This is a genomic window from Hydrogenophaga sp. ANAO-22, from assembly GCF_042466645.1.
Lineage (GTDB): Bacteria > Pseudomonadota > Gammaproteobacteria > Burkholderiales > Burkholderiaceae_C > Hydrogenophaga.
Window position 1 is genome coordinate 3,546,211 of sequence record NZ_CP159956.1, and the last position, 23,699, is coordinate 3,569,909.

Below are 23,699 nucleotides of genomic sequence, written 5' to 3' on the forward strand. Positions count from 1 at the left end.
GGCCTCAGCGCGCGGGTGGGTAGGGCAGGGGGCCGCCCGCGCCGTCCAGCGCCGGCCAGTGCGCGGCCCAGGGCATCGCGGCCTCCAGGCCGGCCGCGGCGGCGAGCAGCCGCGCTTCGCCGTTCCACGGCCCCACGAGCTGGATGCCCAGCGGCAGGCCGTCGGCGTCGAAGCCCGCGGGCACGCTCAGGGCCGGGTGGCCGGTGAGGTTGAACAGGCCCGTGTAGCAATACCACTGCGCGCGCAGCGCGCCCACCGCCACCCCGTCGATCACCAGCGGCTCGTTCTGACCCTGGTCCACGCGCGGCGCGGCCGACGAGACGGTGGGCGTGAGCAGCAGGTCGTGTTCGGCCAGCATCGCTTCGACCGAGCGGTACAGCGCGCTGCGATCGGCCGGCGCGCGCTGCACGTCGGCCAGCGTCTGCGAGGCGCCTTCCTCCAGCGCCTCGACCAGGGTCGGGTCCATGCGGTCGCGGTGCGTGGCCAGCATGGGCCGCAGGCGGATGTTCTGGTAGGCCCGCATCATGGTGACGAGCAGCTGGCGGCCGTTGTCCACCGGCGCTTCGTGCCGCCGCACCGTGGCGCCCGCGTCCTCCAGCGCCCGCACCGTGCGCTCCAGCGCCGCCGCCATGCCCGCCGAGAGGCGTTCGTTGCCCATGCGCTCGATCACCAGCACGCGCAGGCCGCGCAATCCCTCGCGCCCGCGTTGCGCGCAGGCCAGGAAGTCCGGCGCGGGCGCACCGCGCGACCAGGGGTCTTCCGCCGCCGGGCCCGCCGTCACCTGCAGGCCCAGCGCCAGGTCCGCCACCGTGCGCGTCGCCAGCCCGAGGGTGATGAAGTTGGTGAACAGCTCCACCGCGTTCTCGTTCGGAATGCGGCCCAGCGTGGGCTTGAGCCCGAGCACGCCGCAGGCCGACGCCGGGATGCGCGCCGAGCCGGAGCCGTCGGTCGTCAGCGACAAGGGGCCCAGGCCCGAGGCCACGGCCGCGGCCGAGCCGCCGCTGGAGCCGCCCGGCGAATGCCCGAAGTGCCAGGGGTTGCGCGAGTGGCCGTGGCGCGGGCTGGAGGTCAGGGCCTTGTGCCCGTACTCCGGCGTCGTCGTCTTGCCCAGCAGCACGCCGCCGGCCGCGCGCAGGCGCGCCACCGCGACCGTGTCGCGCGCCGGCACGTTGCCCGCGAGCAGGTGCGAGCCGAAGGCGGTCTCCAGGCCGGCCGTCGCCAGCAGGTCCTTCACGCTGAAGGGCACGCCTCCCAGCGGGCCCAGGGACTCGCCGCGCGCCAGGCGCGCGTCCAGCTGGTCGGCCGTGGCCAGCGCGCCTTCGGCATCGACCCGCGCGTAGGCCGTGATCTTCGGGTCGACGCCCTCGATGCGCTCCAGCACCGCGCGCGTGATTTCGCGGACGCCCAGCTCACGCCGGGCCACGGCCTGCGCGATCTGCGTGGCACTCCATTGGTACAGGGCTTGGTTCATGCATCGATTCCGTGAAAGGTTCCAGGACAGGCCGGGCGCGCTGGCCGCGCCAGGTGCCCGGATCATCCCCGCAGGGGCAAGCCCCAGGCAAATGTTAATTCGCAGCATCTTCATTCCCTGGTGGCATGAACCGCGCGGCGCGCTGGCGTCCATAACGTTGAGGCATCAACTCCGCGCCAATCGGACTTTGACGCCTCGTGACGGCGGCCTTTCAATAGGCGCATCGCCCCTCGGGGTCCACCCACACGAACCGCATGAACCGCAGCGACGACCTCTTCACCACCGATTTCCGCGCCGAACCGTACTGGTGGAATGAGTTCCGTCCCGCCCCCCTGCAGGGCAGCGATCCCGGGCGCAGCCACGACGTGGCCGTGGTCGGGGGCGGCTACGCCGGACTGGCCGTCGCGCTCGAAGTCGCGCGGCACGGCCTGTCCGTCGTGGTGCTCGAAGCCGGCCTGTTCGGCGACGGGGCCAGCACCCGCAGCGGGGGCGCGCTCAGCGCGGGCCTGAGCATCGGCAAGAGCCTTACCGGCAAGGCCCTCGACTACCCGCCCGAGGTGGTCGACATGGTGGTGGGCTGGGCGCGCGATTCGTTCGCGCACCTGGAGCGCTTCATCGAGCGGGAGCACATCGATTGCCACTTCGAGCGGCGCGGCCGCTTCCTGGGCGCCTGCGCGCCGCACCACTACCAGTGGCTGCAGGCGCGCTTCGACAAGCTGCAGCGCAGCGGCGCGAAAGATTGCTGGCTCATCGGCCGCGAGCAGCAGCGCGAGGAGATCGGCAGCGACTACTACCACGGCGGCCTGGTCTTCAACGCGGCGGCCAAGCTGCATCCGGCGCTGTTGTACCAGGGCTACCTGCGGGCCTGCCAGCGCCATCCGGCGATCACCCTGGTCGATCAAAGCCGCGTCCAACGCCTGGCGCGCGACGGCAGCGGCTGGGCGCTCGACACCGGGCGCGGCCGCTTCAGCGCGCGCCAGGTGGCCGTCTGCACCAACGGCTACACCGACAACCTCGTGCCCCGCCTGCACCACCGCCTGGTGCCCGTGGCGAGCCACATCATCGTGACCGACGAGATCCCTCCCGCGTTGGCGCGGCGCATCTCGCCCAACGGCCGCACCTTCTCGGAGACGCGGCGCATCATGCATTACTTCCGGCTCACGCCCGATGGCCGGCGCGTGCTCTTCGGCGGGCGCTCGCGCTTCACCACCACGCCTTTCGAACTCAACGCCCGGCTGCTGCACGCCGGCCTGGTGCGCCGCTTTCCCGAACTGGCCGAGGTGCGCGTGGCCCGCGCCTGGCAGGGCAACGTGGCCTTCAGCGGCGATGCGCTGCCCCACGCCGGTGAGTTCGACGGCGTGCACTACGTGGCCGCCTGCTGCGGCGGCGGCATCACCGTGATGCCCTACCTGGGCACACAGGTGGGCCTGAAGATCGCCGGTGCGATCAAGGGGCCGACCGACTTCGACCGGGTGACGCTGCCCCGCATACCCTTCTACCGTGGCAAGCCCTGGTTCCTGCCCATGGTGGGCACGGCCTTCCGGCTGGCCGACTACGTTGATGAAAACCTGCGCTGAACGCGCGCTGAACCGGACGGACCATGCCCTCTCTCTCGTCGCTCCACCAGGACATCCACGCCGCCCGCGAGGCGCTGACGCCCGCCTTTCTCGCGCGCACGCCCCGAAGCCGCGCGCTGTCCGAGAGCGCGCGCACCCACCTGCCGGGCGGCAATACGCGCTCGGTGCTGCACGCCGACCCCTACCCGGTCTACATGGCCTCGGCCGAAGGCGCGGAATCGATCGATGTGGACGGCCACCGCTGCGTCGACTTCGTCGGCGAGTTCTCCGCCGGTCTGTTCGGTCACAGCGACCCGGTCATCCGCGCGGCGGTCCAGGCCGCGCTGGAGCGCGGCTGGGTGATGGCCGCGCCCATCGCCGAGGAACAGCGGCTCGCGGCGCTGCTGGCGGCGCGCTTCCCATCGATCGAACAGGTGCGCTTCTGCAACTCCGGCACCGAAGCCAACCTGCTCGCGCTGGTCACCTGCCGCGCCGTCACCGGCCGCTCCACCATCCTCGCCTTCGAGCAGGGCTACCACGGCGGCGTGCTGACCTTCTCCGACCGCGCCTCGCCCATGAACGTGCCCTTCGACGTGCGGCTGGCGCGCTTCAACGACCTGGACTCGGTCGCCGCGCGCGTGCGGGAAGTGGGGAAGGACCTGGCCGCGATCATCGTCGAGCCCATGCTGGGCGCGGGGGGCAACATCGCCCCCTTGCCCGGTTTTCTCGCCGGCCTGCGCCGCCTGGCCGACCAGGCCGGCGCCTTGCTGGTCTTCGACGAGGTGAAGACCTCGCGCCTGGGGCCGGGTGGCATGCAGGGCCGCGAAGGCGTGACGCCCGACCTCACCACCCTGGGCAAATACCTCGGCGGCGGCCTGCCGCTGGCCGCCTTCGGTGGCCGCGCGGACATCATGCGCCGCTTCGACCCCGCCGACGCCCAGGGGCTCAAGCACGCCGGCACCTTCAACAACAACGTCTTCTCGCTGCACGCCGGCGTGGCGGGGATCGGCACCGTCTACACCCCGGAGCGCGCGGCCCGCTTCACCGACTGGGGCGATGCCGTGCGCGAACGCATCAACACGCAGTACCGCGCCATGGGCCTGCCCATGCAGGCCACGGGCGTGGGGTCGATCCTGTCGCCCCATTGCGGCAGCGCGCCCATCCATTCGCCGGGCGACATCCCGGCCGCCAGCGCCGCCATCGGCAAGCTGCTGCACCGCGCGTTGCAGCTGGAGGGCGTGCTGGTCTGCGCGCGCGGCGACATCTACCTCTCGCTGCCGATGACCGAGGCGCACACCGACCGGCTGCTGCAGGCACTGGCCGGGTTCGGGGAACGGTACCGGGGCCTGATCGAACGGGCGGCCGGGTAGCGCACGGCAGGCGAGGGTCGGCGAAGCTCACGATAATGGGGCTTTGCGATGGCGCCCCAGTCCGGGCGCCGGGCGATGGCCTTCGTTGATGAACCAATCCAGTTTTGAATTTGACGCGCCGGGCGAGGCGCAACCTGCGCCCGTCCCCGCCCCCGTTCCATCCCGCGCCAGGCGGCCAGCGCCGACAGCGCCGGCCCTGACGCTGGAAGACATGGCCCGGCGGCTGGAGCACGACCCCGACTTCCGCGTCCTGCGCCGACTCGTCCCCCTCATGGACTTCGGCCCCCCGCCGCTGGCCGCGCAGGTCCGGCGGGTGCTGGTGCTCGACACCGAGACCACCGGCCTGTCGCACCAGGCCGACAAGATCATCGAACTGGCCATGCTGCTGGTGGACGTGGACCTCGCCTCGGGCCTGCCGTTCGGGCCGGTGACGCTGTTCGAAGGCTTTGAAGACCCCGGCATGCCGATCCCGGCCGTGGCCCAGCAGGTAACCGGCATCAGCGACGACATGGTGGCCGGGCACCGGCTGGACGATGCGCAGGTCGAGGCCCTGGTGGCCCGGGCCGATCTCATCGTGGCGCACAACGCCGGCTTCGACCGCCCTTTCGTGGAAGCGCGCTTCCCCGGCTTCGCGGCCAAGGCCTGGGCCTGCTCCTTCGCGGACATCGACTGGAAGGCCGCGGGCGCCGAGTCGGCCAAGCTCAGCGCGCTGGCGCAGAACCACGGCTGGTTCTACGACGCCCACCGCGCGCAGGTGGATTGCCACGCCCTGCTGCAGGTGCTCTCGCGGCCCGTGGGCCCGCAGGGCCCGGCCACCGGCCTGAACCGGCTGATCTCGGTGGCGGCCCAGGCCAGCTTCAAGCTGCGCGCCACCGGCTCGCCGTTCGAGTCCAAGGACCTGCTCAAGGCCCGGGGCTACCGGTGGGACGGCGATGCCAAGGTCTGGTACTGCACCCTGGCCGACCAGGAACGCCTGGACGCCGAACTCGAATGGCTCAAGGCCGAGGTCTATGGCCGGCGCCAGGCGCGCGTGGAGATCGAGGCCCTGGACGGCCTGGTGCGCTACTCGGCCAGACCGGGCGTGGTGTCGCAAAGAGGGCTGTAAGAACCCCTTTCCCGGGCGCAGCGGCCCTGGCTTTGTCCTTTACAGTGGCCCCACCATGTCCCAAGCCGACGACGACAGCCTCTCGCCCATCGCTCCCCTGCGTCTGCCGGTGTTCCGCATGTTGTGGACCACCTGGCTCATGGCCAACATCTGCATGTGGATGAGCGAGGTGGCGGCGGCCTGGATGATGACCTCGCTGACCACCAAGCCGCTCTGGGTGGCGCTGGTGCAGACGGCCGCCACCTTGCCCGTGTTCCTGCTCGGCCTGCCCAGCGGGGCGCTGGCCGACAACCTGGACCGCAAGCGCTACTTCCTCTTCACCCAGCTGTGGGTGGCGGCGGTGGCCACCCTGCTGAGCGTGGTCATCTTCCTCGACGTGATGACGCCCCCGCTGCTGCTGGTGCTGATCTTCGCCAACGGCATCGGCATGGCGATGCGCTGGCCGGTCTTCTCGGCCATCGTGCCCGAGCTCGTGCCCCGCTCGCAGCTGCCGGCGGCGCTCGGGCTCAATGGCGTGTCGATGAACGCCTCGCGCATCATCGGCCCGCTGGTCGCCGGCGCGCTGATCGCCAGCGCCGGCAGCGCCTGGGTCTTCCTGTTCAACGCGCTGCTGTCGATCGGGGCGGCCATCATCATCAGCCGCTGGAAGCGCGAGCACACCCCCAACCCGCTGGGCCGCGAGCGCCTGGGCTCGGCGATGCGCGTGGGCCTGCAGTACGTGGCGCAGTCCTACCTGCTCAAGGGCGTGCTGCTGCGCATCTCGATCTTCTTCTTCCACTCCACCGCGCTGATGGCTCTGCTGGCCCTGATCGCGCGCGGCATGCAAGACGGCGGCGCCGGCACCTTCACCCTGCTGCTGGCCGCCATGGGCGCGGGCGCCATCACCTCCACCGCTTTCCTGCCGCGCCTGCGCCGCCGCTACTCGCGCGACGGCCTGGTGCTGCGCGGCGCCGCGGTGCAGGCCACGGCGATGGCCGTCATGGCCGTGACCCACCAGCTCTGGATCGCCGTGCCCTCGATGTTCCTCGGCGGCGCGGCCTGGATCACCGTGGCCAACACGCTCAGTGTGTCGATCCAGATGGGCCTGCCCGACTGGGTGCGCGCGCGCGGCATGTCGATCTACCAGATGTCCATCATGGGCGGCAGCGCGGCGGGCGCGGCGCTCTGGGGCCAGGTCGCCACCTGGACCAGCGTGCCCGTCTGCCTGGGCATCGCCGCCGTCAGCGGCATCAGCGCCATGGCGGCCGTCAACCGCTGGATGCCCGACGCCGGGCTGGAAGACGACCTCACCCCCAAGCGCATCTTCCCCGCCCCGTCGACCCCCGAGCCGCCGGGGCATGGCCATGTGATGGTCAGCATCGAGTACCGCGTCGACCCCGCGCGCGCGGCGGAATTCCGGTTGCTGATGCTCAACGAAAGCCGGCGCGGCCGGCTGCGCCACGGCGCCCTGTCCTGGGAGCTGCTGCACGACATCAACGACCCGGGCCGCTTCGTCGAGGTCATCGTCGACGAGTCGTGGACGGACCACCTGCGCCGCTTCGACCGCGTCACCGCCGCCGACGTCGCGCTGCGCGACCGCAAGCTCGCCTTTCACCTCGGCGACGAACCGCCGCGCGTCACCCGCTGCCTGATGGAAACCACCGTCTGAACGGCGGCGCGCAGGTCGTTCAGCGCTCGATCGGCCGCTCGGCCTCGGTCAGTTCACGGCGCGCCTCGTCCAGCTTGGCCTGGCGCTCGGCCAGCTTCTTCGGGTCGCCTTTCTGCTGGGCCTCGTGCAAGCTCTTTTCGCGTTCGGCCACCTTCTTCTGCGCCTGTCTGATCTCGGCGCTGCGCTCTTTCTCCAGCGACGCGTCGGTGCAGTTGGCCTGGTTGGCGCGCAAGGCCTTCTTCAGCCCCGCCACTTCCTGCTTGCGGCCGTGCTCGGTGGCGTTGGCCAGCTGGGCCTCGATGTTGCGGCGCTTGGCCTGGCAGGCGGAAGAGGGCTCGTTGGCCAGCGTCGGCGCGGCGAACACCAGCAGGGCAGAGGCGCAGCACAGGGCGGCGATGGCTTTCATGGGCGGTTCCTTCCTGGGGGATGAAGCGGCCATCATAGGCCCGCGCGCTATGGGCCGGCGCCGGCCTTCTGCGAGAGATCGCGCGCGGCCTCCAGCAGCCATTGCGCGATGCGCCTGACCTGCGCGTCGTCCACGCGCGCGCTCGGGCCGTACACCGCGAGCGAGCCCACCACCTTGGCGCCGGCCGAGAAAAACGGCGCGGCGATCGCCACCGCGCCCCGGATCAGCTCGTCGCGGCTGATCGCGTAGCCGGCCTCGCGGATGCGCACCAGCTCGTCCAGGTAGGCCTTCTGGCGTGCCTTCGGAATGCGACCCTCGATGTAGTGCAGCGCATCGGGCGCGAACGCGAGAATGGCGCGCCCGCTCGCGCCCAGGATCACCTTCTCGCTGTGGCCCACGCCGCGCTTGAAGCTCAGCGGCTGCGCGCTCGGCATCTCCGCCACGCACACCCGCTCCTCGCCGTGGTGCACCAGCAGCGCCACCGTCTCGCCCGTCTGCTCCCACAGGCGCCGCATCATGGGCTGCGACAGCGTGGCCAGGTCCAGGCCCGAGGTCCACATGTGCGCCAGGTGCGCCACCGAGGGGCCGAGCTGGAAACGCTGCGGCTCGCCCACGGACACGATGAAACCGCGCAGCTCCAGCGTGCGCAGCAGCCGGTACAGCGTGGGGCGGCTCAGGTCCACGCGCTTGAGCAGCTCGCTCGCGCTCAGCTGCCGGTCGCCCGCGCGAAAGGCCATCAGGATGTCCAGCGCGCGGTCCACGGCGCGCACGCCTTCGTTGCTCTTGTCGATGCTCATCGCCATCTCCCGGGTGTTGGAGCCCGCATTGTATGAAATGCGTCCGCCTGATGGACAGTCGGCTCATTTTCTTTGACATGGATCAAATGGGATTTCTAGAATGGACACCTGTCTCACCTGACGTACAAGCAACCCACCCCACGGAGTCCCCCAGTGAACAAGGAAATGTCTGAAACGCTCACCCGCGTCGGTCCCGGCACCCGCATGGGCAACCTCATGCGCCGCTACTGGGTGCCCGCGCTGGCATCGAGCGAAATCCCCGAGGCCGACGGGCCGCAGGTGCGCGTGCAGCTGCTCGGCGAGAAGCTGCTGGCCTTTCGCAACACCGACGGCAAGGCCTGCCTGATCGGCGAGTTCTGCTCGCACCGCGGCGTCTCGCTCTACTTCGGCCGCAACGAGGAAAACGGCATCCGCTGCGCGTACCACGGTGTGAAGTTCGACGGCGATGGACAGTGCGTGGACGTGCCTTCCGCGCCGCAGGCCTGCGCGCGCATGCACATCAAGGGCTACCCCTGCGTCGAGCGCGGCGGCATCGTCTGGACCTACATGGGCCCGGCCGACCAGCAGCCCGCGCCGCCCGAGCTGGAGTGGTGCACGCTGCCGCCCGAACACGTGTTCGTCTCCAAGCGCCTGCAATACAGCAACTGGCTGCAGGCCATGGAAGGCGGCATCGACACCGCCCACGTGTCCTACGTGCACCGCTTCGAGGTCGACACCGATCCCATGCACCAGGGCGTCAAGGCGCTGGACTACATCAAGGCCGACGGCAACGTGAAGTTCGAGATCGAGCAGACGCCCTTCGGCCTGAGCCTGTTCGGCCGCCGCAACGGCGAGCCCGATTCCTATTACTGGCGCATCACGCAGTGGCTGTTCCCCTGGTTCACGCTCATCGCCCCGTTCGGCGACCACGCGCTGGGCGGCCATGTGTGGGTGCCGATCGACGACCACAACTGCTGGGCCTGGAGCATCAACTGGCAACCCGGCCAGCCGCTCACCGAGGAAGAGCGCACCGCGATGCAGGAGGGCAAGGGCATCCACGTCGAGTACGAGGCGCCGGGCAGCTTCATCCCCAGGCAGAACCGCGACAACGACTACGGCATGGACCGCGTGGCCCAGCGCGAAGACCGCTCCTACAGCGGCGTCTTCGGCTTCTCCGCGCAGGACTACTCGCTGCAGGAAAGCATGGGCACCATCCAGGACCACGAGGCCGAGAAACTGCTGCCCACCGACAAGGCCATCGTGATGGCGCGCCGCATGCTGCACGAAGCCGCGCTCGGCCTGGAACAGGGCCAGACGCCGCCCGCGCTCGACGCCAGCGCACAGCACGTGCGCCCCGCCGGCGTGCTGCTGCCCAAGGAGCAGGACCCGGTGGCCTGGGCGCGCGAGGAACTCGCCGACGCCACGAAGAAACCGGTCTTCAGCCTCTGAGCGGCTTCCCCTTTTCCCCCACGACAGACCAACACAGGAGACACCCATGAAGTCCCATCTCAAACTCGCGGCCGCCGTCGCGCTCGCGGCCTGCGCGGCCACCTCGGCCTGGGCGCAAGGCGCCGACTGGCGCCCGAGCAAGCCGGTGCGCATCATCGTGCCCATCGTCGGCAGCACCAACGACGTGCTCGCGCGCCTGATCGGCCCCGAGTTGCAGAAGGCGTTCGGCCAGCCCTTCGTGGTCGAGAACAAGCCCGGCGCGGGCGGCAACATCGGTGCGCTCGAAGTGGCGCGCGCCGCGCCCGATGGCCATACCCTGCTGATCGGCTACAACGGCCCTCTGGCCATCAACGTCACGCTGTTCGACAAGATGCCCTACGACCCGATGAAGGAGCTCGCGCCCATCACGCTGGCCGTGAAGTCGCCGCAGTACCTCGTGGTGAACCCCGCCGCCGGCTTCACCGACGTCAAGGACTTCATCGCCAAGGCCAAGGCCAACCCGTCCAAGTACAGCTACGGTTCGGTGGCCATGGGCAGCGCCTCGCACCTCACCATGGAAATGATGAAGTCGGCGGCGGGCTTTCACGCCACCCACATTCCCTACCGGGGCGCCGGCCCGGCCGTGACCGACCTGATCGCCGGCAACGTCCAGGCCGGCTTCTTCGTGCCGGGCAACGTGCAGGGCTTCGTGAAGGAGGGCCGCCTCAAGCTGCTCGCCTCCACCGGCACCAAGCGCTTCCCCAGCACGCCTGATGTGCCCACGCTCGCCGAGTCCGGCCTCAAGGACTTCGAGGCCACCTCGTGGATCGGCCTGCTCGCGCCCGCCGGCACGCCGCCCGCCATCATCAACCGCTACCACGACGAGATGGTGCGCATCCTCCAGTCGCCCGAGATCCAGAAGCGCCTGCACGAGATGGAGTTCGAGATCATCGCCAGCTCGCCCAAGCAATTCAGCGACTGGATCGGCACCGAGATCGTGCGCTGGGGCAAGGTCATCAAGGCCACCGGCGCCAAGGCGGAGTGAGCGACCCATGAGCGAACCCCAACGCGAACCCCGTCTGGCGGGCAAGACCGCACTGATCACCGGCGGGGGCGCCGGCATCGGTGCCGCCGCCGCCCGGCTGTTCTGCCGCGAAGGCGCGGCCGTGCTGCTGGTGGACGCCGACGCCCAGGCCCTGGCGCGCACGAAGGAAACCATCCTGCGGGCCATGCCGCAAGCGTGCGTGAGCACCGTCGCCGCCAACGTGGCCGACGAGGCCGCCGCGAAGGCGGCGGTGGCGCAGTGCACCGAACAAGGGGGCGGGCTCGACATCCTGGTCAACAACGCCGCCATGCGCAACTACACCGCCGCCGCCCACGCCACGGCCGCCGAATGGCAGGCCATGGTGGGCGTGAACCTGGTGGGCATGTCCAACTACTGCGGCGCGGCCCTGCCGGCCCTGCGGCACAGCGGCGCGGGCGCCATCGTCAACGTCTCGTCCTGCTACGCCGTCACCGGCCGCAAGGGCATGGCGCTGTACGACGCCACCAAGGCGGCCCAGCTCGCGTTCACGCGCAGCCTGGCCTTCGAGGAAGCGCCGCACGGCGTGCGCGCCAACGCCGTCTGCCCCGGCTCCACGCTGACCGACTTCCACGTCGGCCGCGCGCAGGGCGCGGGCAAGAGCGTCGAGCAGCTCAAGACCGAGCGCAAGGACAGCTCGCTCATCGGCCGCTGGGCCTCGCCCGAGGAAATCGCCTGGCCCATCGTGTGGCTGGCCTCGGACGAAGCGTCCTTCATCACCGGCACCACGCTGATGGTCGACGGTGGGCTGCACATCATGTGAGTGGTGACTGGCATGTCGTCTCCCACCTTGCAGGCCCTCGTCCACAACCTCCGGCACGAGGCCACGGGCATCGTCAGCGTCGAGCTGCGTCCCGTGGCGCCGTGCACCGCCTTCCCCGTGGTGGAGGCCGGTGCCCACATCGACCTGCACCTGGGCAATGGCCTGGTGCGCAGCTACTCGCTCACCAACCCGGGCGAAAGCCACCGCTGCGTGGTCGCCGTGCTCAACGACCGGCACAGCCGGGGCGGCTCGCGCTACGTGCACGAGCAGCTGCGCGTGGGCCAGGTCATCGCCATCGGTGCACCGCGCAACCACTTCCGACTGCAGGAAGACGCGCCGCGCAGCGTGCTGCTGGCCGGCGGCATCGGTGTCACTCCGGTGTTCGCCATGCTCCAGCGCCTGGCCGAACTGCAGCGCCCGGCCTGGCTCATCTACTGCGCGCGCAGCCGCAAGGAAGCGGCCTTCGTGGCCGACATCGAGGCCCTGGTGCGGGCGCACCCCGCGCTGTCGCTGCGCTGCCACTTCGACGACGAACACGGCGGGCCGCCCGACCTCGTGCAACTGCTCGACGGCCACGCCAAGGACACCCATTTCTACGCCTGCGGCCCCGCGCCCATGCTCGACGCCTACGAACGCGCCTGCGCGCAACTGGGCCAGGCGAACGTGCACCTGGAGCGCTTCGCCGCCGGCGCGCCCGTGGCCGACACCACGGCCGCGGTGGGCTACAGCGTGGAACTGCGCCAGTCCGGCAAGACCGTGCAGGTCGCGCCCGGCGTGGTGCTGCTCGACGCCTTGCTCGACGCCGGCGTGACCCTGGACCACAGCTGCCGCGAAGGCGTGTGCGGCGCCTGCGAGACCAAGGTCATCTCGGGCGACGTGGAGCACCACGACCTCATCCTCACCCAGCAGGAGCGCGCGGCCAACCAGTCCATGATGGTCTGCGTCTCGCGCTGCCGCTCGGGCCGCCTCGTGCTCGACGCCTGAGCCCACCCACCCGCCGCGCGGCCCTTGCGCGGCTCATTTTGCGGCGGTAATATAACAACGTTATTGAAACGTACCGCTGCTACATGAACCCTCCCTCATCGAGTTCCACCGGCCCCTGGGCGTCCAGCGTGCGCGACATGAAGCGCGTGGCCATCCTCGCCGCCGCGAGCGAGGTGTTTGGCGAAGAGGGCCTGCAGGGCGCCACCATGCGCCAGATCGCGCAGCGCGCCGGCTGCACCACCGGCGCCATCTACCCGCTGTTCGCCAGCAAGGAGCTGATCTACGCCGAGCTGCTCGCCACCTCGCTGGCCGACCTGCACGCCCATGTGTCCGCCGCCGCCAGCGGCGCGGGCGCGGGCCTGCCGCACGAGCGCGCCGCCAAGGCCTTTCTCGACCACTACCTCGCGCGCCCCTACGAGGTGAACCTCGGCCTCTACGCCTTCAACGGCCTGAAGAAACTCGGTGTCGGCAAGGAACACGACCGCGCACTCAACAAAGCGCTGATCGACACCCTCGTGCTGCTCTCACCGCACGAGCGGCGCAGCCGCACCAGCCCGCCCGACGCCGAGGCCATGGCCACCTTCGCCCAGCTCATCGGCACGCTCGTGCTGCACCAGGCCGGGCGTTTGCAGGTGTCGAAGTTTTCCCCCAAGCAGCTCATCGAGCATTCATTGACCACCCGCCGGCGAGCCGCCGGACCGCAGGAGACATGACACATGACCGTGAGAACCGAGAAGAACGGCGCCGTCTGGACCATCATTCACAGCCGGTTTGACGAGGCGCGCAACGCGATGGACCCCGAGAGTGCCGACGCGCTCGTGGCCGCGCTGCAGGCCTTCGACAAGGACCCGGGCGCCTCCGTGGCCGTGCTCTGGGGTGAGGGCGGCGCCTTCTGCGCCGGCTGGGACCTGAAATACGCCAGCACCCTGGGCGACCGCGAGCGGTTCGATGCCGACATCGCGCGTGGCCTGGCCTTCCCCATGGGCGCCAACGACGCCCCGCGCGGCCCGCTCGGGCCCACGCGCCTCGAACTCTCCAAACCCGTCATCGCCGCCGTGGAAGGCCCGGCCGTCGCCGGCGGCATGGAACTCGCGCTCTGGTGCGACATCCGCGTCATGGCCGACACCGCCTACTTCGGCGTCTACTGCCGCCGCTGGGGCATCCCTTTGCTGGATGGCGGTTCCGTGCGCCTGCCGCGCCTGGTGGGCCAGGGCCGCGCGATGGAAATCATCCTCACCGGCCGCAAGGTGCCGGCCACCGAAGCGCTGGCCATCGGCATGTGCGAGAAGGTGGTGGGCGAGGGCGGTGCGCGCGCGGCCGCCGAAGCCATGGCGCAGGAGATCGCGCGCTTCCCGCAGGCCGCCGTGCGCGCCGACCGCCGCACCGTGCACGAAACCTACGGCCTGCCCCTGCGCGACGCCATGCGCCGCGAATGGCACAACGGCGTGGAGGCGCACTTCATCGAAGGAGCCGACGGCGCGGGCCGCTTCGCTGCCGGCCTGGGCCGCAGCGGCGACTTCAGCAAGATCTGACACCCCCCTGCGCCGCTGCGCGGCTTCCCCCTCCGTGGCGCGCCTTCGGCGCTTCGAGGGGGACGGCATCTCGGGCCGGCGAAGCCGGACCCTTGATGCCTCTGGTGGGCGTTGCCTCTCTCGTTGCGGGCCGCGTGCCGGCTCAGGCCGCTTGCGGCGCGGGCTGGGCCGAGGCCGGCAGGCCGAAGATCTTGTCGAACGCGAGGTTGAACACGAAGGTGTAGACCAGGAAGAACACGATCAGGCCCAGGTCCAGCACGAAGGCCTGCCAGAGCGAGATGTCCAGCCACCAGGCGAACAGCGGCACCAGCGTGATCACCAGGCCCCCTTCGAAACCGATGGCGTGCGCCACGCGGCGCAGCACGCTGCGCCCGCGCTTGGCCTGGCGCGCCTCCCAGCGTTCGAACAAGGTGTTGTAGACCAGGTTCCAGATCACCGCGATGGCCGAGGCGGCAATGGCCGCCACGCTCGCGTGGCCCATGTTGGCGCCCGACAGCAGGGCCAGGCCCGTGGTGGACATGGTGATGGCGATGATCTCGTAGAGGGTGATGTAGACGACTTTGCGTTTGATGCCTTGCATGGCGAACTCCGATTTCCCTGGCCTCCGGGCCGGTGTGGCTGAGGCAATGAGCGCATGGTAGGTCGGCTTGGCTGACGATAAAAGTCAGATACTTTCAGAAAATCTGATAAGTTAGCCGCCATGGCCTTTTCCAGCGACAACGTGCGTGTTTTCCTCGCGGTGCTCGACGCCGGCTCGTTTTCGGCCGCCGCGCGCCAGCTCGGGCGCGTGCCCTCGGCCGTGAGCATGACCATTGCCCACCTGGAAGCCGAGCTCGATCTCGTGTTGTTCGACCGCAGCGCGCGCGAACCCAGGCCCACCGACGTGGCGCGCGCGCTGGAGCCGCAGGCCCGGCAGCTCGCCAGCCAGCTGCGCCAGCTGCAGGCGCACGCCGAAGGCCTGCACCAGGGGCTGGAGCGCCAGCTCACCATCGCCATCGCGCCCGAGCTGCTGTCCGCGCCCTGGAGCCAGCCGCTGGCCGTGCTGGCCACCGAGTTCCCCGCGCTCATCGTCGAAGTGCTGTCCGCCCCGCAGGCCGATGCGCTGCGCATGCTGCACGCGGGCGACGCGCAGCTCGCGCTCGTGTTCGAGCGCCCGGGCACCGACGAGCGCGAAGGCTTTCAGGAACTGGGTCAGGAAATCCTGGTGGCGGTGATCTCACCTTCTCACCCCGAGGTGCGGGCGCGCCAGGGCCAGCTGCAGCTGAACGACCTGATCGACATCCGCCAGATCGCCGTGGTCAGCCGCGACCCGCGCGGGCGCGACCCCCGCCTGCTGCTCTCGCGCCACATCTGGCGCACCGACAGCCACCTCGCCACGCTCAGCCTGGTGCAAGCCGGCCTGGGCTGGGCCTACCTGCCGCGCAGCCTCATCGCGCCCATGGTGGCGGCCGGCACGCTGACGGAAATCCGCTTCAACAACATCAGCAACCAGCTGCGCGTGTGGGTGGACGTGGTGTGGCACACCGACCGGCCCATGGGCCTCGGTGCCAAGCGCTTCATCGAGTTGATGCGGCAGGCCGCGACGAGCGGACCGGCCTGAGCCGGGCGCTCAGACCAGCGCGTTGACCTGCGTGCCCAGCGAGCCGCCGCTGGCCAGCGGCAGGGCGGCCGGCAAGGCGTTGAGCATCGCCATGGCGCTGGACGACTGGATGTCCTGCGCCTTCTTCAGCACCTGGATCTGCACTTCGCTGGTGACCTGATCGCGCTTCATGTCGGCGACGGCGTGAACAAGGGCGGCGGGAGAAACGTCCATGGGGCTTCCAGGCAGGGAGAAAAGATGCCCCTTGTATCGGCCGCTCCCGGGCGAACTTGACCGGCCTGTGGGCCGTTCAGCCGGCGCGGAACTCCCCCGGTGCCACGCCATAGCGCTGCTTGAAGCGCCGGTAGAAGGTCGACACCTCGCCAAAGCCCGCCGCGAAACCGATCTCGGCCGTGCCCAGGTGGCGCGACGCCGGGTCGCGCAACAGCGCGTGCGCGCGCGCCAGCCGGGCGCGCGTGAGGTATTCGTGAAAACTGCCGTCCGACAGCGCGAACAGCTGGTGCAGCGTGCGCAGCGACACGCCGAACGCCCGCGCCACGCGCTCGGGCGTCAGGTCCATCTCGCTCGAGCGCTGCTCCACCTGCTGCTGCACGCGCAGCAACAGCGCGCGCCGCCGCGCCAGCCGCGTGGGCTCGTGCTGATCGGGGCCCGCACCCACCGCGCCCGCCACCAGCGCGCACAGCGTGCCCAGGGCCATGTCCCGGCTCGCGGCGGAAAGCCCCGCGTGGTGCCGCAACAGGCCGTCGAGCCAGTTCGCGATCAGCTCGCGCTCGGTGTGCGCGCGGTCGATGTGGTGCATGGGCAGCGGCTCACCCGAGCGCAGCGCCAGCAAGGGGTGCAGCCGCGCGCGCTCGATGCGCCAGAGGCGGAAATCGAACACCCCGTCGGTGCCGGTGCAAAAGGCCAGGTTGGGGTCGGCGATCACGATGTCGCCGGCCTCGGCCACACAGCGCTGGCCCTGCTGCTCGAACCACGCGCGGCCCTGCCGCTGCAGGTACACGTAGTAGGTGTCGCCCGGGCACTCATCGATGTCCTGTTCACGGCGCTGCACCAGGTGGCCGTCGCAGACGATGTCGGTCACGTCCAGCGCGCCCAGGTGGCGCCGCGCGATCGCGCCATGGAAGGGGGGGCGCGGGTGCACCGCCGGTTGGCGCTGCGGCGTCAGCGCGTACACGTGCTCGCAACACGCCTCGCGCCATTCGTCGAAGCGCGTGGCGGCCGGCACGCTGTCGGTGGACCACTCCGTGAGCATGGTGGAACTGCCTCCTGGTTGGGACGGCTGCCAGTATCCAGCGTTTTGATCAAAACGAACAATATCGCGGGAATATGCACAGAAGCGAATCGATTGAGCGGCTTGTGCTCAGGACGCCGGGCACGGCCCGGGCAGGCTATGCCAGCGGCGTGGCCTGCAGGCCGCCCACGACAAAGCGCACCAGGTACTTCGCGGCATCTTCAATCGGTGGGGCGGTGAACTCCGCACCCAGCAGCGTCAGGATCCGGTCGTGGGCGTTGTGGGCGTAGAAGAAGGCGCCAAAGAGAAACACCATGCGCCAGTAGAACTCCTTGTCGTCGAGGTGCGTGCAACGCCGATGCAGCGCCTGCATGAAGTCCTTGGCGAACCCGTCCACGATCGATCCCATCGCTTCCCGCACGTCGGGGGATGGGTCGGCCAGCATGCGGCCATAGAAGCTCCGGAACGCGTCGCGCTGCTCCGCGGCGGCGCCCGCCACGCGCAGCGAAGGCTCCATGGCGGCCAGCAGCAGGTCCTCGATGGGGGCGTTCGTCTCCACGGCGGACGAGAGCCGGGCCATGCGCTCCGCCATGATGGGCCCGAGGCGGCGCTCCAGCACGGCGCGACACAGCGCCTGCTTGGAGCCCCAGTAGTAATGGAACATGCCGAGGTTGACCCCGGCGGCTTCCGCGATCTGGCGAATGCTCGTTCCGCCATAGCCCTGGGCCGCGAACAGCTGCTCCGCCGCGTCCAGGATCAGCGCCTGCGTGTTGGGGCGTTCTGATTCGCCCACGGCCTCGGCGCGTGGGCGCCTGCCGGTCGGACTCAACTTTTTCGTGGCCATGTGCTCTCCCGCGCCCGCCGTCGAGCGCTCAAATCGGTTCGGCCATTGTGCCTGTTGACATGAAGTCATACGTGCGTATAAACTCAAATTACACGAACGTATAAACATGAAACTCATCGACCTCAGCACCTTGTTGGACCCCCAGGACCGAGACCTTCTGCCGCCATCGCTCAGTGCAGCGGCCGGCGTTGTCGCTCCCCGGATCGAATACCAGCGCCCCGACGAAGCCGAAGGCAAGGACCGCTTCTGCGCGTTTTTCGGCTGCACCCACGAAGACCTCCCGGACGGGGAGGGCTGGGGGTCGGAAGTCCTGACCGACATGTCCTCGCACTGCGGCACGCACGTGGACGCGCCGATGCACAGCGGCTCCCGCTGCGCGGGCCAACCGGCCCGGACGATCGATCAGATTGCCCTGGACGAGCTCTACTGCCCGGGCGTCGTGCTCGACTTGCGCGCCATGGTGGAGCCTTGTGGCGCGATCACCCCCGCCATGCTGAACGAGGCCCTGGGCGCGGCCGGCGTGGGCGACATCGCCGGCCACGCGGTGCTGCTGCGCACCGGGCAGGAGCGCTTCCGGATCGGGGAGCCGGGCTTTTTCCAGTACCCGGGGATGACGCGCGAAAGCACGCTCCATCTCACCGGCCTGGGCGCCAAGGTGCTGGGCACCGACGCCGTGGGTTGGGATCGGCCGTTTCCCACGATGGCGGCCGATTTCCGCCGCACCGGCGACCGCCGGTATCTGTGGGACGCGCACAAGGCCATCACGGAGTGCGAAGCCTTCATCGTCCAGCAGCTCTGCAACCTGGAAGCGCTGCCGGCCAGCGGTTTCCACGTCGGCTTCTTTCCGATCAAGCTGGCGCGCACCAGCGCGGCACCGGCCCGCGCCGTCGCCTTCCTTCCCGACCTCCTGAAGACGCCATGAAACTCGTCACCTACCGATCCGCGCCCACGCAGCCGCCCCGGCTCGGCGTTCTCCAGGGCGATGGCGCCCTCCTGTGCCTGACCAGCCGGCATGCGGGCGACGCCCGCTTTTCGTCCATGGCCGCCCTGATCGCGGCAGGCGAAGACGCGCTCGCGCAGGCGCGCCGGGATGCCGAGGCCCACCGCCCCGGGCATCCGAACGAAGTGCCACCCGGTGGTTATGGGTTGTTGACCCCGCTCGAACGCCCACCCCTGATGCGCGACTGGGGCACGATGACGGCGCACCCGAAGTTCTTCCTGGCAATGCGCGCGCGCCAACGCGCGCAGGCCAGCCCGGATCCCGCGGCGGCCCTGGAAGCGGCGCGCCAGGAAGGCCTGCTGGATCTGCCCGCCAACTGGTTCAGCGTGCCGCGCTTCTACACCGCCAACCCCTTGAACCTGGCCGGGCCCGGCCAGGCCATCGAATGGCCCGCCTTCGCGCAGAAACTCGACTACGAGCTGGAACTCGCCATCGTTCTGGGGCGCACGGGCAGGGACATTCCTCAGGGCCGGGCGCGCGATTTCATCCTGGGCGTGACCCTGTTCAACGACTTCACGGCCCGCGACGTGCAGGCGGCCGAAGGCCAGCCCGCGGGCAAGAGCAAGGACTTCGACGGCGCCTACGCGCTGGGCCCTTGCATCGTCACGCTGGACGAGCTGCCCGACCTGTACAAGCTGCGCGTGACCTCGCGGCTCAACGGGGAGACGCAGACCGTGGACAGCACGGCCAGCATGGAAATCGGCTTCGAGGACCTGATCGCCTACGCCAGCCGGTCCTGCACCTTGCACGCCGGGGAGGTGTTCGCCTCGGGCACCTTCGCGCGGGGTTGTGGCGTGGAGACCGGCCGGCTGCTGCAGCCCGGGGACCGCATCGAGCTGGAGGCCGAGCACATCGGCATTCTGGAGAACACCATCGTCGCGTCCGGTGCCGCCCTGAAAGGCGGCGCATGAGCGCGGCGCAGGGCCGCTCCCAAGCAGGCTCGCACCGCAGTCCGCAGGGCGAAGGTGTTCCAGTGAGCTCGGCCGTCTACATCGTGGGCGTCGGCATGACGCCGACCGGCAAGTTCGCCGATGCCACGCTGCACCAGCTCACCGCCACGGCGGTGCGCGCGGCGCTGGCGGATGCCGGGGCCACCGGCGCGCAGGTGCAGATGGCGTACTTTTCCAACGTGGCGGCTTCCTACCTGCAAGGCCAGCACATGGTGGCCGGCCAGGTCGTGCTGCGCGAACTCGGCATCGTCGGGGTGCCCATCGTCAACGTCGAGAACGCCTGTGCCAGCGCCTCGACGGCCTTCTGGCTGGCGTGCCAGAGCGTGCGCAGCGGCAGCGCCGACATGGCGCTCGCGGTGGGGGCCGAGAAGCTGTACGACGCGAACAAGTCCAAGTCCTTCGAGATCTTCGGCGGCGGCTTCGATGTGACCCGCCAGGGCGAGCTGCTGGCCTACCTGGAGCGCCTGAAAGGCGCGGCCGGCGCGCCGGCCGACCCGGCGGTTTCTTCGCCGCAGCGAAGTGTCTTCATGGACATCTACGCGGCGCTGGCCGTGAACCACATGCAGCGCCACGGCCTGACGCAACGCCAGCTGGCGGCCGTGGCGGCCAAGAACCACGCGCACTCGGTGCACAACCCGCTCGCGCAATACCGCGATGCGTGGTCCATCGACGAGGTGCTGGCCGCCCGTGCCATCGCCGACCCCCTGACGCTGCCGATGTGCGCGCCGATCGGGGACGGGGCCGCGGCGGTGCTCGTCTGCAACGCGGCCGGACTGCGGCGCCTGTCCGGCGCGGCACCCGTCGATGTGCTGGCTTGCCAACTGGTGAGCGGTCTTCCCCGCCACGACGACGACGTGGACCTCGCCATCACGCGCCGGGCCGCCCTGGCCGCCTACGAAGGCGCGGGCATCGGGCCCGAGGACGTGGACGTGGCCGAGGTCCACGATGCCACCGCGTTCGGCGAAATCCTCCAGACCGAGGCGCTGGGTTTCTGTGCCCGCGGCGAAGGGGGCGTGTTTGCCGAATCCGGCGCGACGGCGCTCGGCGGATCGCTGCCCATCAATGTCTCGGGTGGACTCGAATCCAAGGGCCATCCGATCGGCGCCACCGGCCTGATGCAGATCGCCGAGCTGACGCAGCAGCTGCGCGGGCAGGCGGGCCTGCGACAGGTCGCGGGTGCGCGCGTGGCCCTCGCGGAGAACGGTGGCGGATTCATCGAGAACGAGGAGGCCGTCGCTTGCGTCACCCTCCTTGGCGCCGGCCGCCGGAGACGAGCTTGAACACCCCAAGGAACCCTGACATGAAACGAACCCCCATCCCCCGCCGCCACGCGCTGGCGTGCCTGGCCAGCCTCGCGGTGGCATCGCCCCTGTGGGCACAAACCCCCTGGCCCAGCAAACCCATCCGGCTGGTGGTGCCCGCCAGCCCGGGCAGCGGCCCGGACGTCATGGCGCGCCTGATCGGCGATCGGCTGGCACGGCGCCTGGGCCAACCCATCGTGGTCGAACCGACCCCGGGCGCCTCCGGCATCCTGGGGGCCGACAAGGCCCTGAACGCGCCACCGGACGGCTACACCTTTCTGTTCGGATTCAACCAGCTGATGACCATGAATCTGCACATCTACGCCAAGCTCCCTTACGACCCGGTGCGCGGCATCGCGCCGGTGAGCCTGATCTCCAAGGGGGGCTATGTGCTGCTCGCCGGCCCGTCGGTGCCTTTCGATGACGTGGCGGGCATGATCAAACACGCGCGGGCCCATCCCGGCGCCCTGGTCTATGCGTCCTTCGGCAATGGCAGCGCGCCCCACCTGGGCATGGAACTGCTCAAGCAACGCGCCGACATCGATCTGCTGCACGTGCCCTACCGCACCAGCGCGGCGGCCAACACCGACCTCATGGCCAACCAGATCCACGTCAAGATCGAAACGCAGTCCTCGGCCGTTCCGCTGGTGCGCAGCGGCAAGGTGAAGGCCCTGGCGGTCACCACGGGCACCCGCATGAGCGCGCTGCCGGAAGTTCCCACCCTGAAGGAGACGGTGCCCGGTTTTGAGCTCACCGGCTGGAACGCCGTCTGGGCCCCCGCGGGCACACCGGCGAATGCGGTGGACCAGATGTCCCGCGCCATCCAGGCCACGCTGCAGGAACCCGAACTGCGCAAGCGGCTTGGCGACATGGGCATCGATCCCCAGGGCTCGATGCCCGGCGAACTCGACCAGTTGACCGTCCAGGAATCCGCGCAGTGGGGCAAGCTGATCCGGGAAAAAGGCATCAAGGCGGATTGAGCATGGCACCCGCGACCCCGCACACGATCGCCGATCTGGTGGAGGCCTTGGCGCGCGAGCGCGGCGACGATCTGGCCCTGACCTTCGTCGACCACGCCGCGGCGAAGGAGGAGGAAGGCACCCAGCGCCGAACCTATGCGCAGCTGTGGCGGGCCGCCACACGCCTTGCCACCGGCCTGAGCCAGCAAGGTTTCCGCCCCGGTGAACGGGTGGCCCTTCTCATGGCCAACCACCCGGAGTTCGTGGAGATGCTGGTCGCCAGCGGCCTCACCGGGCTCACGCTGGTGCCCATGGACCCTCGCACGCCTCCCGAGCGGCTGGCCTACATGCTGACCAAGACGCGCTGTTCGCTGCTGATCGCGGAGCCCGAAGCGCTGCAGGGTGCGCTGGCGGTGCGTGGCGCCTGCCCCGACCTGCGTTTGATGGCGGTGCTCGGCCACCCCGGCGTGCCCCTGGTCGCGGGCGTGGTGCCTTACGACAGCCTGCCCGCCGCCACCGCGTCGCCCGCGCTTGCCGCCCTTCGGCGCCCCGCCGACGAGGACATGCAGATCCTCTTCACCTCGGGCACCACCGGGAACCCCAAGGGCATCGTGTACAGCCACCGCAAGTTCGCCGACACGGCCCGCATGGCCGCCACGGCCTTCGGGTACGGTCCGGGCGACAGGCTGTACTCCGGACTCTCGCTGACCCACGCCAATGCTCAGCTGGTGACCCTGGGCGCGGCCCTGGTCCGCGGGCTGCCCGTGGTCTTCTCGCGGCGGTTCAGCAAGCGCCGGATGTGGCGCACGGTGCGTGAGCACCGCTGCACCAGCCTGACCTTGCTCGGCGGCATGACCACCGCCATCTACTGCGACCCCGCGACGCCGGCCGATCGCGACCACCAGGTGCGCCTGGTGGTGTCCGCCGGCATGCCGGCGGCCATCTGGAGCGACTTCGAACACCGCTTCGGCGTGAGCCTGCTGGAGTTCTACGGCACCGCCGAGGGCGGCCTGACGATGAAGCCCGCCGGGGTCGGGCCCATCGGCAGCATCGGCCAGCCGCCACCTTCGCTGAGCACGCGCATCGTGGACGGCGCGGGGCAGGACGTGGCACCCGGCGAGCGGGGCCAACTGCTGATCCGGTCCTCGGACGGCACGCCTTTCCAGGTGTCCTATGTGGACGACCCCGACGCGTCCGAAGCCAAGTGCCGCGGTGGCTGGCTGTGGACGGGCGACGTGGTGCACGCCGATGCGCAGGGCTGGCTGTTCTTCGACTTTCGCCTGGGGCACGGCATCCGCCGCAATGGCGACTTCATCGACGCCGCGGCCATTGAAAAGGCGCTGGCCGAAACCGCGCTGGTGGACGACGTCTTCGTGTTCGGGGTGCCCGCCGCGTCCCGCGTTCCCGGCGAATCGGATGTGGTGGCGGCGGTCGTCTTCAAGCCGGGAGCGCCTGTCCAGCGGGAACCCGCTGTCGCGGCACTCCACGCCGCCTTGACCCGGCCCGTGGTCCTGCAGCAGGTCCTGCCGTTGGATGCCATCCCCAAGACCGCCTCGGAGAAACCCCTGGCCCGCGTGCTGTGCCAGCTCCTGGCGGACCGACCGGATCAGGCCCTGGATTGGCCGGCATCGACGCCGTTGAGCACATGAGCACGGTCTGAACTTTTCGCGCGCGCATTGCCAAGCCTTGGCGCG

The 23,699-nt window shown here is 70.1% G+C and carries 23 protein-coding genes; 16 read left to right on the forward strand and 7 right to left on the reverse strand.

All coding sequences use genetic code 11. The features are described from left to right. Positions 1–4: 4 nt before the first annotated feature. Positions 5–1,471, reverse strand: a complete 1,467-nt coding sequence (locus ABSY19_RS17105) for an amidase (RefSeq protein WP_382153777.1) — start codon at positions 1,469–1,471, stop codon at positions 5–7. Between the two features lie 254 nt (positions 1,472–1,725). Here ABSY19_RS17105 and ABSY19_RS17110 point away from each other — a divergent pair, with 254 nt between their 5' ends. From ABSY19_RS17110 to ABSY19_RS17125, 4 genes are all read left to right on the forward strand, one after another. Beyond that, positions 1,726–3,048: an NAD(P)/FAD-dependent oxidoreductase gene (locus ABSY19_RS17110; protein ID WP_382153780.1), complete on the forward strand. Its 1,323-nt coding sequence runs from the start codon at positions 1,726–1,728 to the stop codon at positions 3,046–3,048. 23 nt (positions 3,049–3,071) lie between these two features. Beyond that, positions 3,072–4,397 carry an aspartate aminotransferase family protein gene (locus ABSY19_RS17115; RefSeq protein ID WP_382153783.1) on the forward strand — a complete coding sequence of 442 codons (1,326 nt, stop codon included), beginning with the start codon at positions 3,072–3,074 and terminating at the stop codon, positions 4,395–4,397. Positions 4,398–4,608: 211 nt separating this feature from the next. Beyond that, positions 4,609–5,502: a 3'-5' exonuclease gene (locus ABSY19_RS17120; RefSeq protein WP_382153786.1), complete on the forward strand. Its 894-nt coding sequence runs from the start codon at positions 4,609–4,611 to the stop codon at positions 5,500–5,502. A 55-nt stretch (positions 5,503–5,557) separates the two neighbouring features. Continuing rightward, the gene (locus ABSY19_RS17125) at positions 5,558–7,150 is read left to right on the forward strand and encodes an MFS transporter (protein ID WP_382153789.1); all 1,593 of its coding nucleotides are present in this window, start codon (positions 5,558–5,560) and stop codon (positions 7,148–7,150) included. Positions 7,151–7,169: 19 nt separating this feature from the next. Here ABSY19_RS17125 and ABSY19_RS17130 read toward each other — a convergent pair whose 3' ends face one another. Continuing rightward, positions 7,170–7,556: a DUF1090 domain-containing protein gene (locus ABSY19_RS17130; protein ID WP_382153791.1), complete on the reverse strand. Its 387-nt coding sequence runs from the start codon at positions 7,554–7,556 to the stop codon at positions 7,170–7,172. A 47-nt stretch (positions 7,557–7,603) separates the two neighbouring features. Beyond that, the gene (locus ABSY19_RS17135; protein WP_382153793.1) at positions 7,604–8,353 is read right to left on the reverse strand and encodes an IclR family transcriptional regulator; all 750 of its coding nucleotides are present in this window, start codon (positions 8,351–8,353) and stop codon (positions 7,604–7,606) included. Positions 8,354–8,506: 153 nt separating this feature from the next. Between ABSY19_RS17135 and ABSY19_RS17140 the strand changes: the two genes are divergently transcribed. The 6 genes from ABSY19_RS17140 (at position 8,507) to ABSY19_RS17165 (ending at position 14,120) form a co-directional block, all read left to right on the forward strand. Then, a complete protein-coding gene (locus ABSY19_RS17140; RefSeq protein WP_382153795.1) occupies positions 8,507–9,781 on the forward strand; it encodes a Rieske 2Fe-2S domain-containing protein in 1,275 nt (424 codons plus the stop codon). A 46-nt stretch (positions 9,782–9,827) separates the two neighbouring features. Next, positions 9,828–10,805: a Bug family tripartite tricarboxylate transporter substrate binding protein gene (locus tag ABSY19_RS17145; RefSeq protein ID WP_382153798.1), complete on the forward strand. Its 978-nt coding sequence runs from the start codon at positions 9,828–9,830 to the stop codon at positions 10,803–10,805. 7 nt (positions 10,806–10,812) lie between these two features. Further along, on the forward strand, positions 10,813–11,604 hold the full coding sequence (locus ABSY19_RS17150; RefSeq protein WP_382153800.1) for an SDR family NAD(P)-dependent oxidoreductase: 792 nt from the start codon (positions 10,813–10,815) through the stop codon (positions 11,602–11,604). A 12-nt stretch (positions 11,605–11,616) separates the two neighbouring features. After that, the gene (locus ABSY19_RS17155) at positions 11,617–12,588 is read left to right on the forward strand and encodes a PDR/VanB family oxidoreductase (RefSeq protein ID WP_382153802.1); all 972 of its coding nucleotides are present in this window, start codon (positions 11,617–11,619) and stop codon (positions 12,586–12,588) included. Positions 12,589–12,671: 83 nt separating this feature from the next. Continuing rightward, the gene (locus ABSY19_RS17160) at positions 12,672–13,301 is read left to right on the forward strand and encodes a TetR/AcrR family transcriptional regulator (RefSeq protein ID WP_382153805.1); all 630 of its coding nucleotides are present in this window, start codon (positions 12,672–12,674) and stop codon (positions 13,299–13,301) included. Between the two features lie 3 nt (positions 13,302–13,304). Further along, on the forward strand, positions 13,305–14,120 hold the full coding sequence (locus ABSY19_RS17165; protein ID WP_382153808.1) for a crotonase/enoyl-CoA hydratase family protein: 816 nt from the start codon (positions 13,305–13,307) through the stop codon (positions 14,118–14,120). 142 nt (positions 14,121–14,262) lie between these two features. On the opposite strand, the gene ABSY19_RS17170 is transcribed toward ABSY19_RS17165, so the two are convergent. Beyond that, positions 14,263–14,700: a PACE efflux transporter gene (locus tag ABSY19_RS17170; RefSeq protein WP_382153811.1), complete on the reverse strand. Its 438-nt coding sequence runs from the start codon at positions 14,698–14,700 to the stop codon at positions 14,263–14,265. Between the two features lie 120 nt (positions 14,701–14,820). Here ABSY19_RS17170 and ABSY19_RS17175 point away from each other — a divergent pair, with 120 nt between their 5' ends. Continuing rightward, positions 14,821–15,720 carry a LysR family transcriptional regulator gene (locus ABSY19_RS17175; RefSeq protein WP_382153813.1) on the forward strand — a complete coding sequence of 300 codons (900 nt, stop codon included), beginning with the start codon at positions 14,821–14,823 and terminating at the stop codon, positions 15,718–15,720. 9 nt (positions 15,721–15,729) lie between these two features. On the opposite strand, the gene ABSY19_RS17180 is transcribed toward ABSY19_RS17175, so the two are convergent. From ABSY19_RS17180 to ABSY19_RS17190, 3 genes are all read right to left on the reverse strand, one after another. Next, complete coding sequence (locus ABSY19_RS17180; protein WP_291112721.1) at positions 15,730–15,933, reverse strand: putative motility protein; 204 nt, start codon at positions 15,931–15,933, stop codon at positions 15,730–15,732. A gap of 76 nt (positions 15,934–16,009) precedes the next feature. After that, entirely contained in the window at positions 16,010–16,972 is a 963-nt protein-coding gene (locus tag ABSY19_RS17185; RefSeq protein ID WP_382153814.1) for a helix-turn-helix domain-containing protein, read from the reverse strand. A gap of 136 nt (positions 16,973–17,108) precedes the next feature. Further along, on the reverse strand, positions 17,109–17,795 hold the full coding sequence (locus ABSY19_RS17190) for a TetR/AcrR family transcriptional regulator (protein ID WP_382153817.1): 687 nt from the start codon (positions 17,793–17,795) through the stop codon (positions 17,109–17,111). 106 nt (positions 17,796–17,901) lie between these two features. Between ABSY19_RS17190 and ABSY19_RS17195 the strand changes: the two genes are divergently transcribed. Genes ABSY19_RS17195 through ABSY19_RS17215 form a run of 5 tightly spaced genes read left to right on the forward strand, consistent with a single transcriptional unit; the run spans position 17,902 to position 23,654 of the window. Then, positions 17,902–18,717, forward strand: a complete 816-nt coding sequence (locus ABSY19_RS17195; RefSeq protein ID WP_382153820.1) for a cyclase family protein — start codon at positions 17,902–17,904, stop codon at positions 18,715–18,717. Further along, the gene (locus ABSY19_RS17200; RefSeq protein ID WP_382153823.1) at positions 18,714–19,706 is read left to right on the forward strand and encodes a fumarylacetoacetate hydrolase family protein; all 993 of its coding nucleotides are present in this window, start codon (positions 18,714–18,716) and stop codon (positions 19,704–19,706) included. The genes ABSY19_RS17195 and ABSY19_RS17200 overlap by 4 nt, the downstream gene beginning before the upstream one ends. After that, complete coding sequence (locus ABSY19_RS17205) at positions 19,703–21,025, forward strand: thiolase family protein (protein ID WP_382153825.1); 1,323 nt, start codon at positions 19,703–19,705, stop codon at positions 21,023–21,025. Before ABSY19_RS17200 ends, ABSY19_RS17205 begins: the two co-directional genes overlap by 4 nt. A gap of 20 nt (positions 21,026–21,045) precedes the next feature. Further along, on the forward strand, positions 21,046–22,026 hold the full coding sequence (locus ABSY19_RS17210; RefSeq protein WP_382153828.1) for a Bug family tripartite tricarboxylate transporter substrate binding protein: 981 nt from the start codon (positions 21,046–21,048) through the stop codon (positions 22,024–22,026). A 2-nt stretch (positions 22,027–22,028) separates the two neighbouring features. Further along, positions 22,029–23,654 carry a class I adenylate-forming enzyme family protein gene (locus ABSY19_RS17215; protein ID WP_382153831.1) on the forward strand — a complete coding sequence of 542 codons (1,626 nt, stop codon included), beginning with the start codon at positions 22,029–22,031 and terminating at the stop codon, positions 23,652–23,654. The last annotated feature ends 45 nt before the right edge of the window (positions 23,655–23,699 follow it).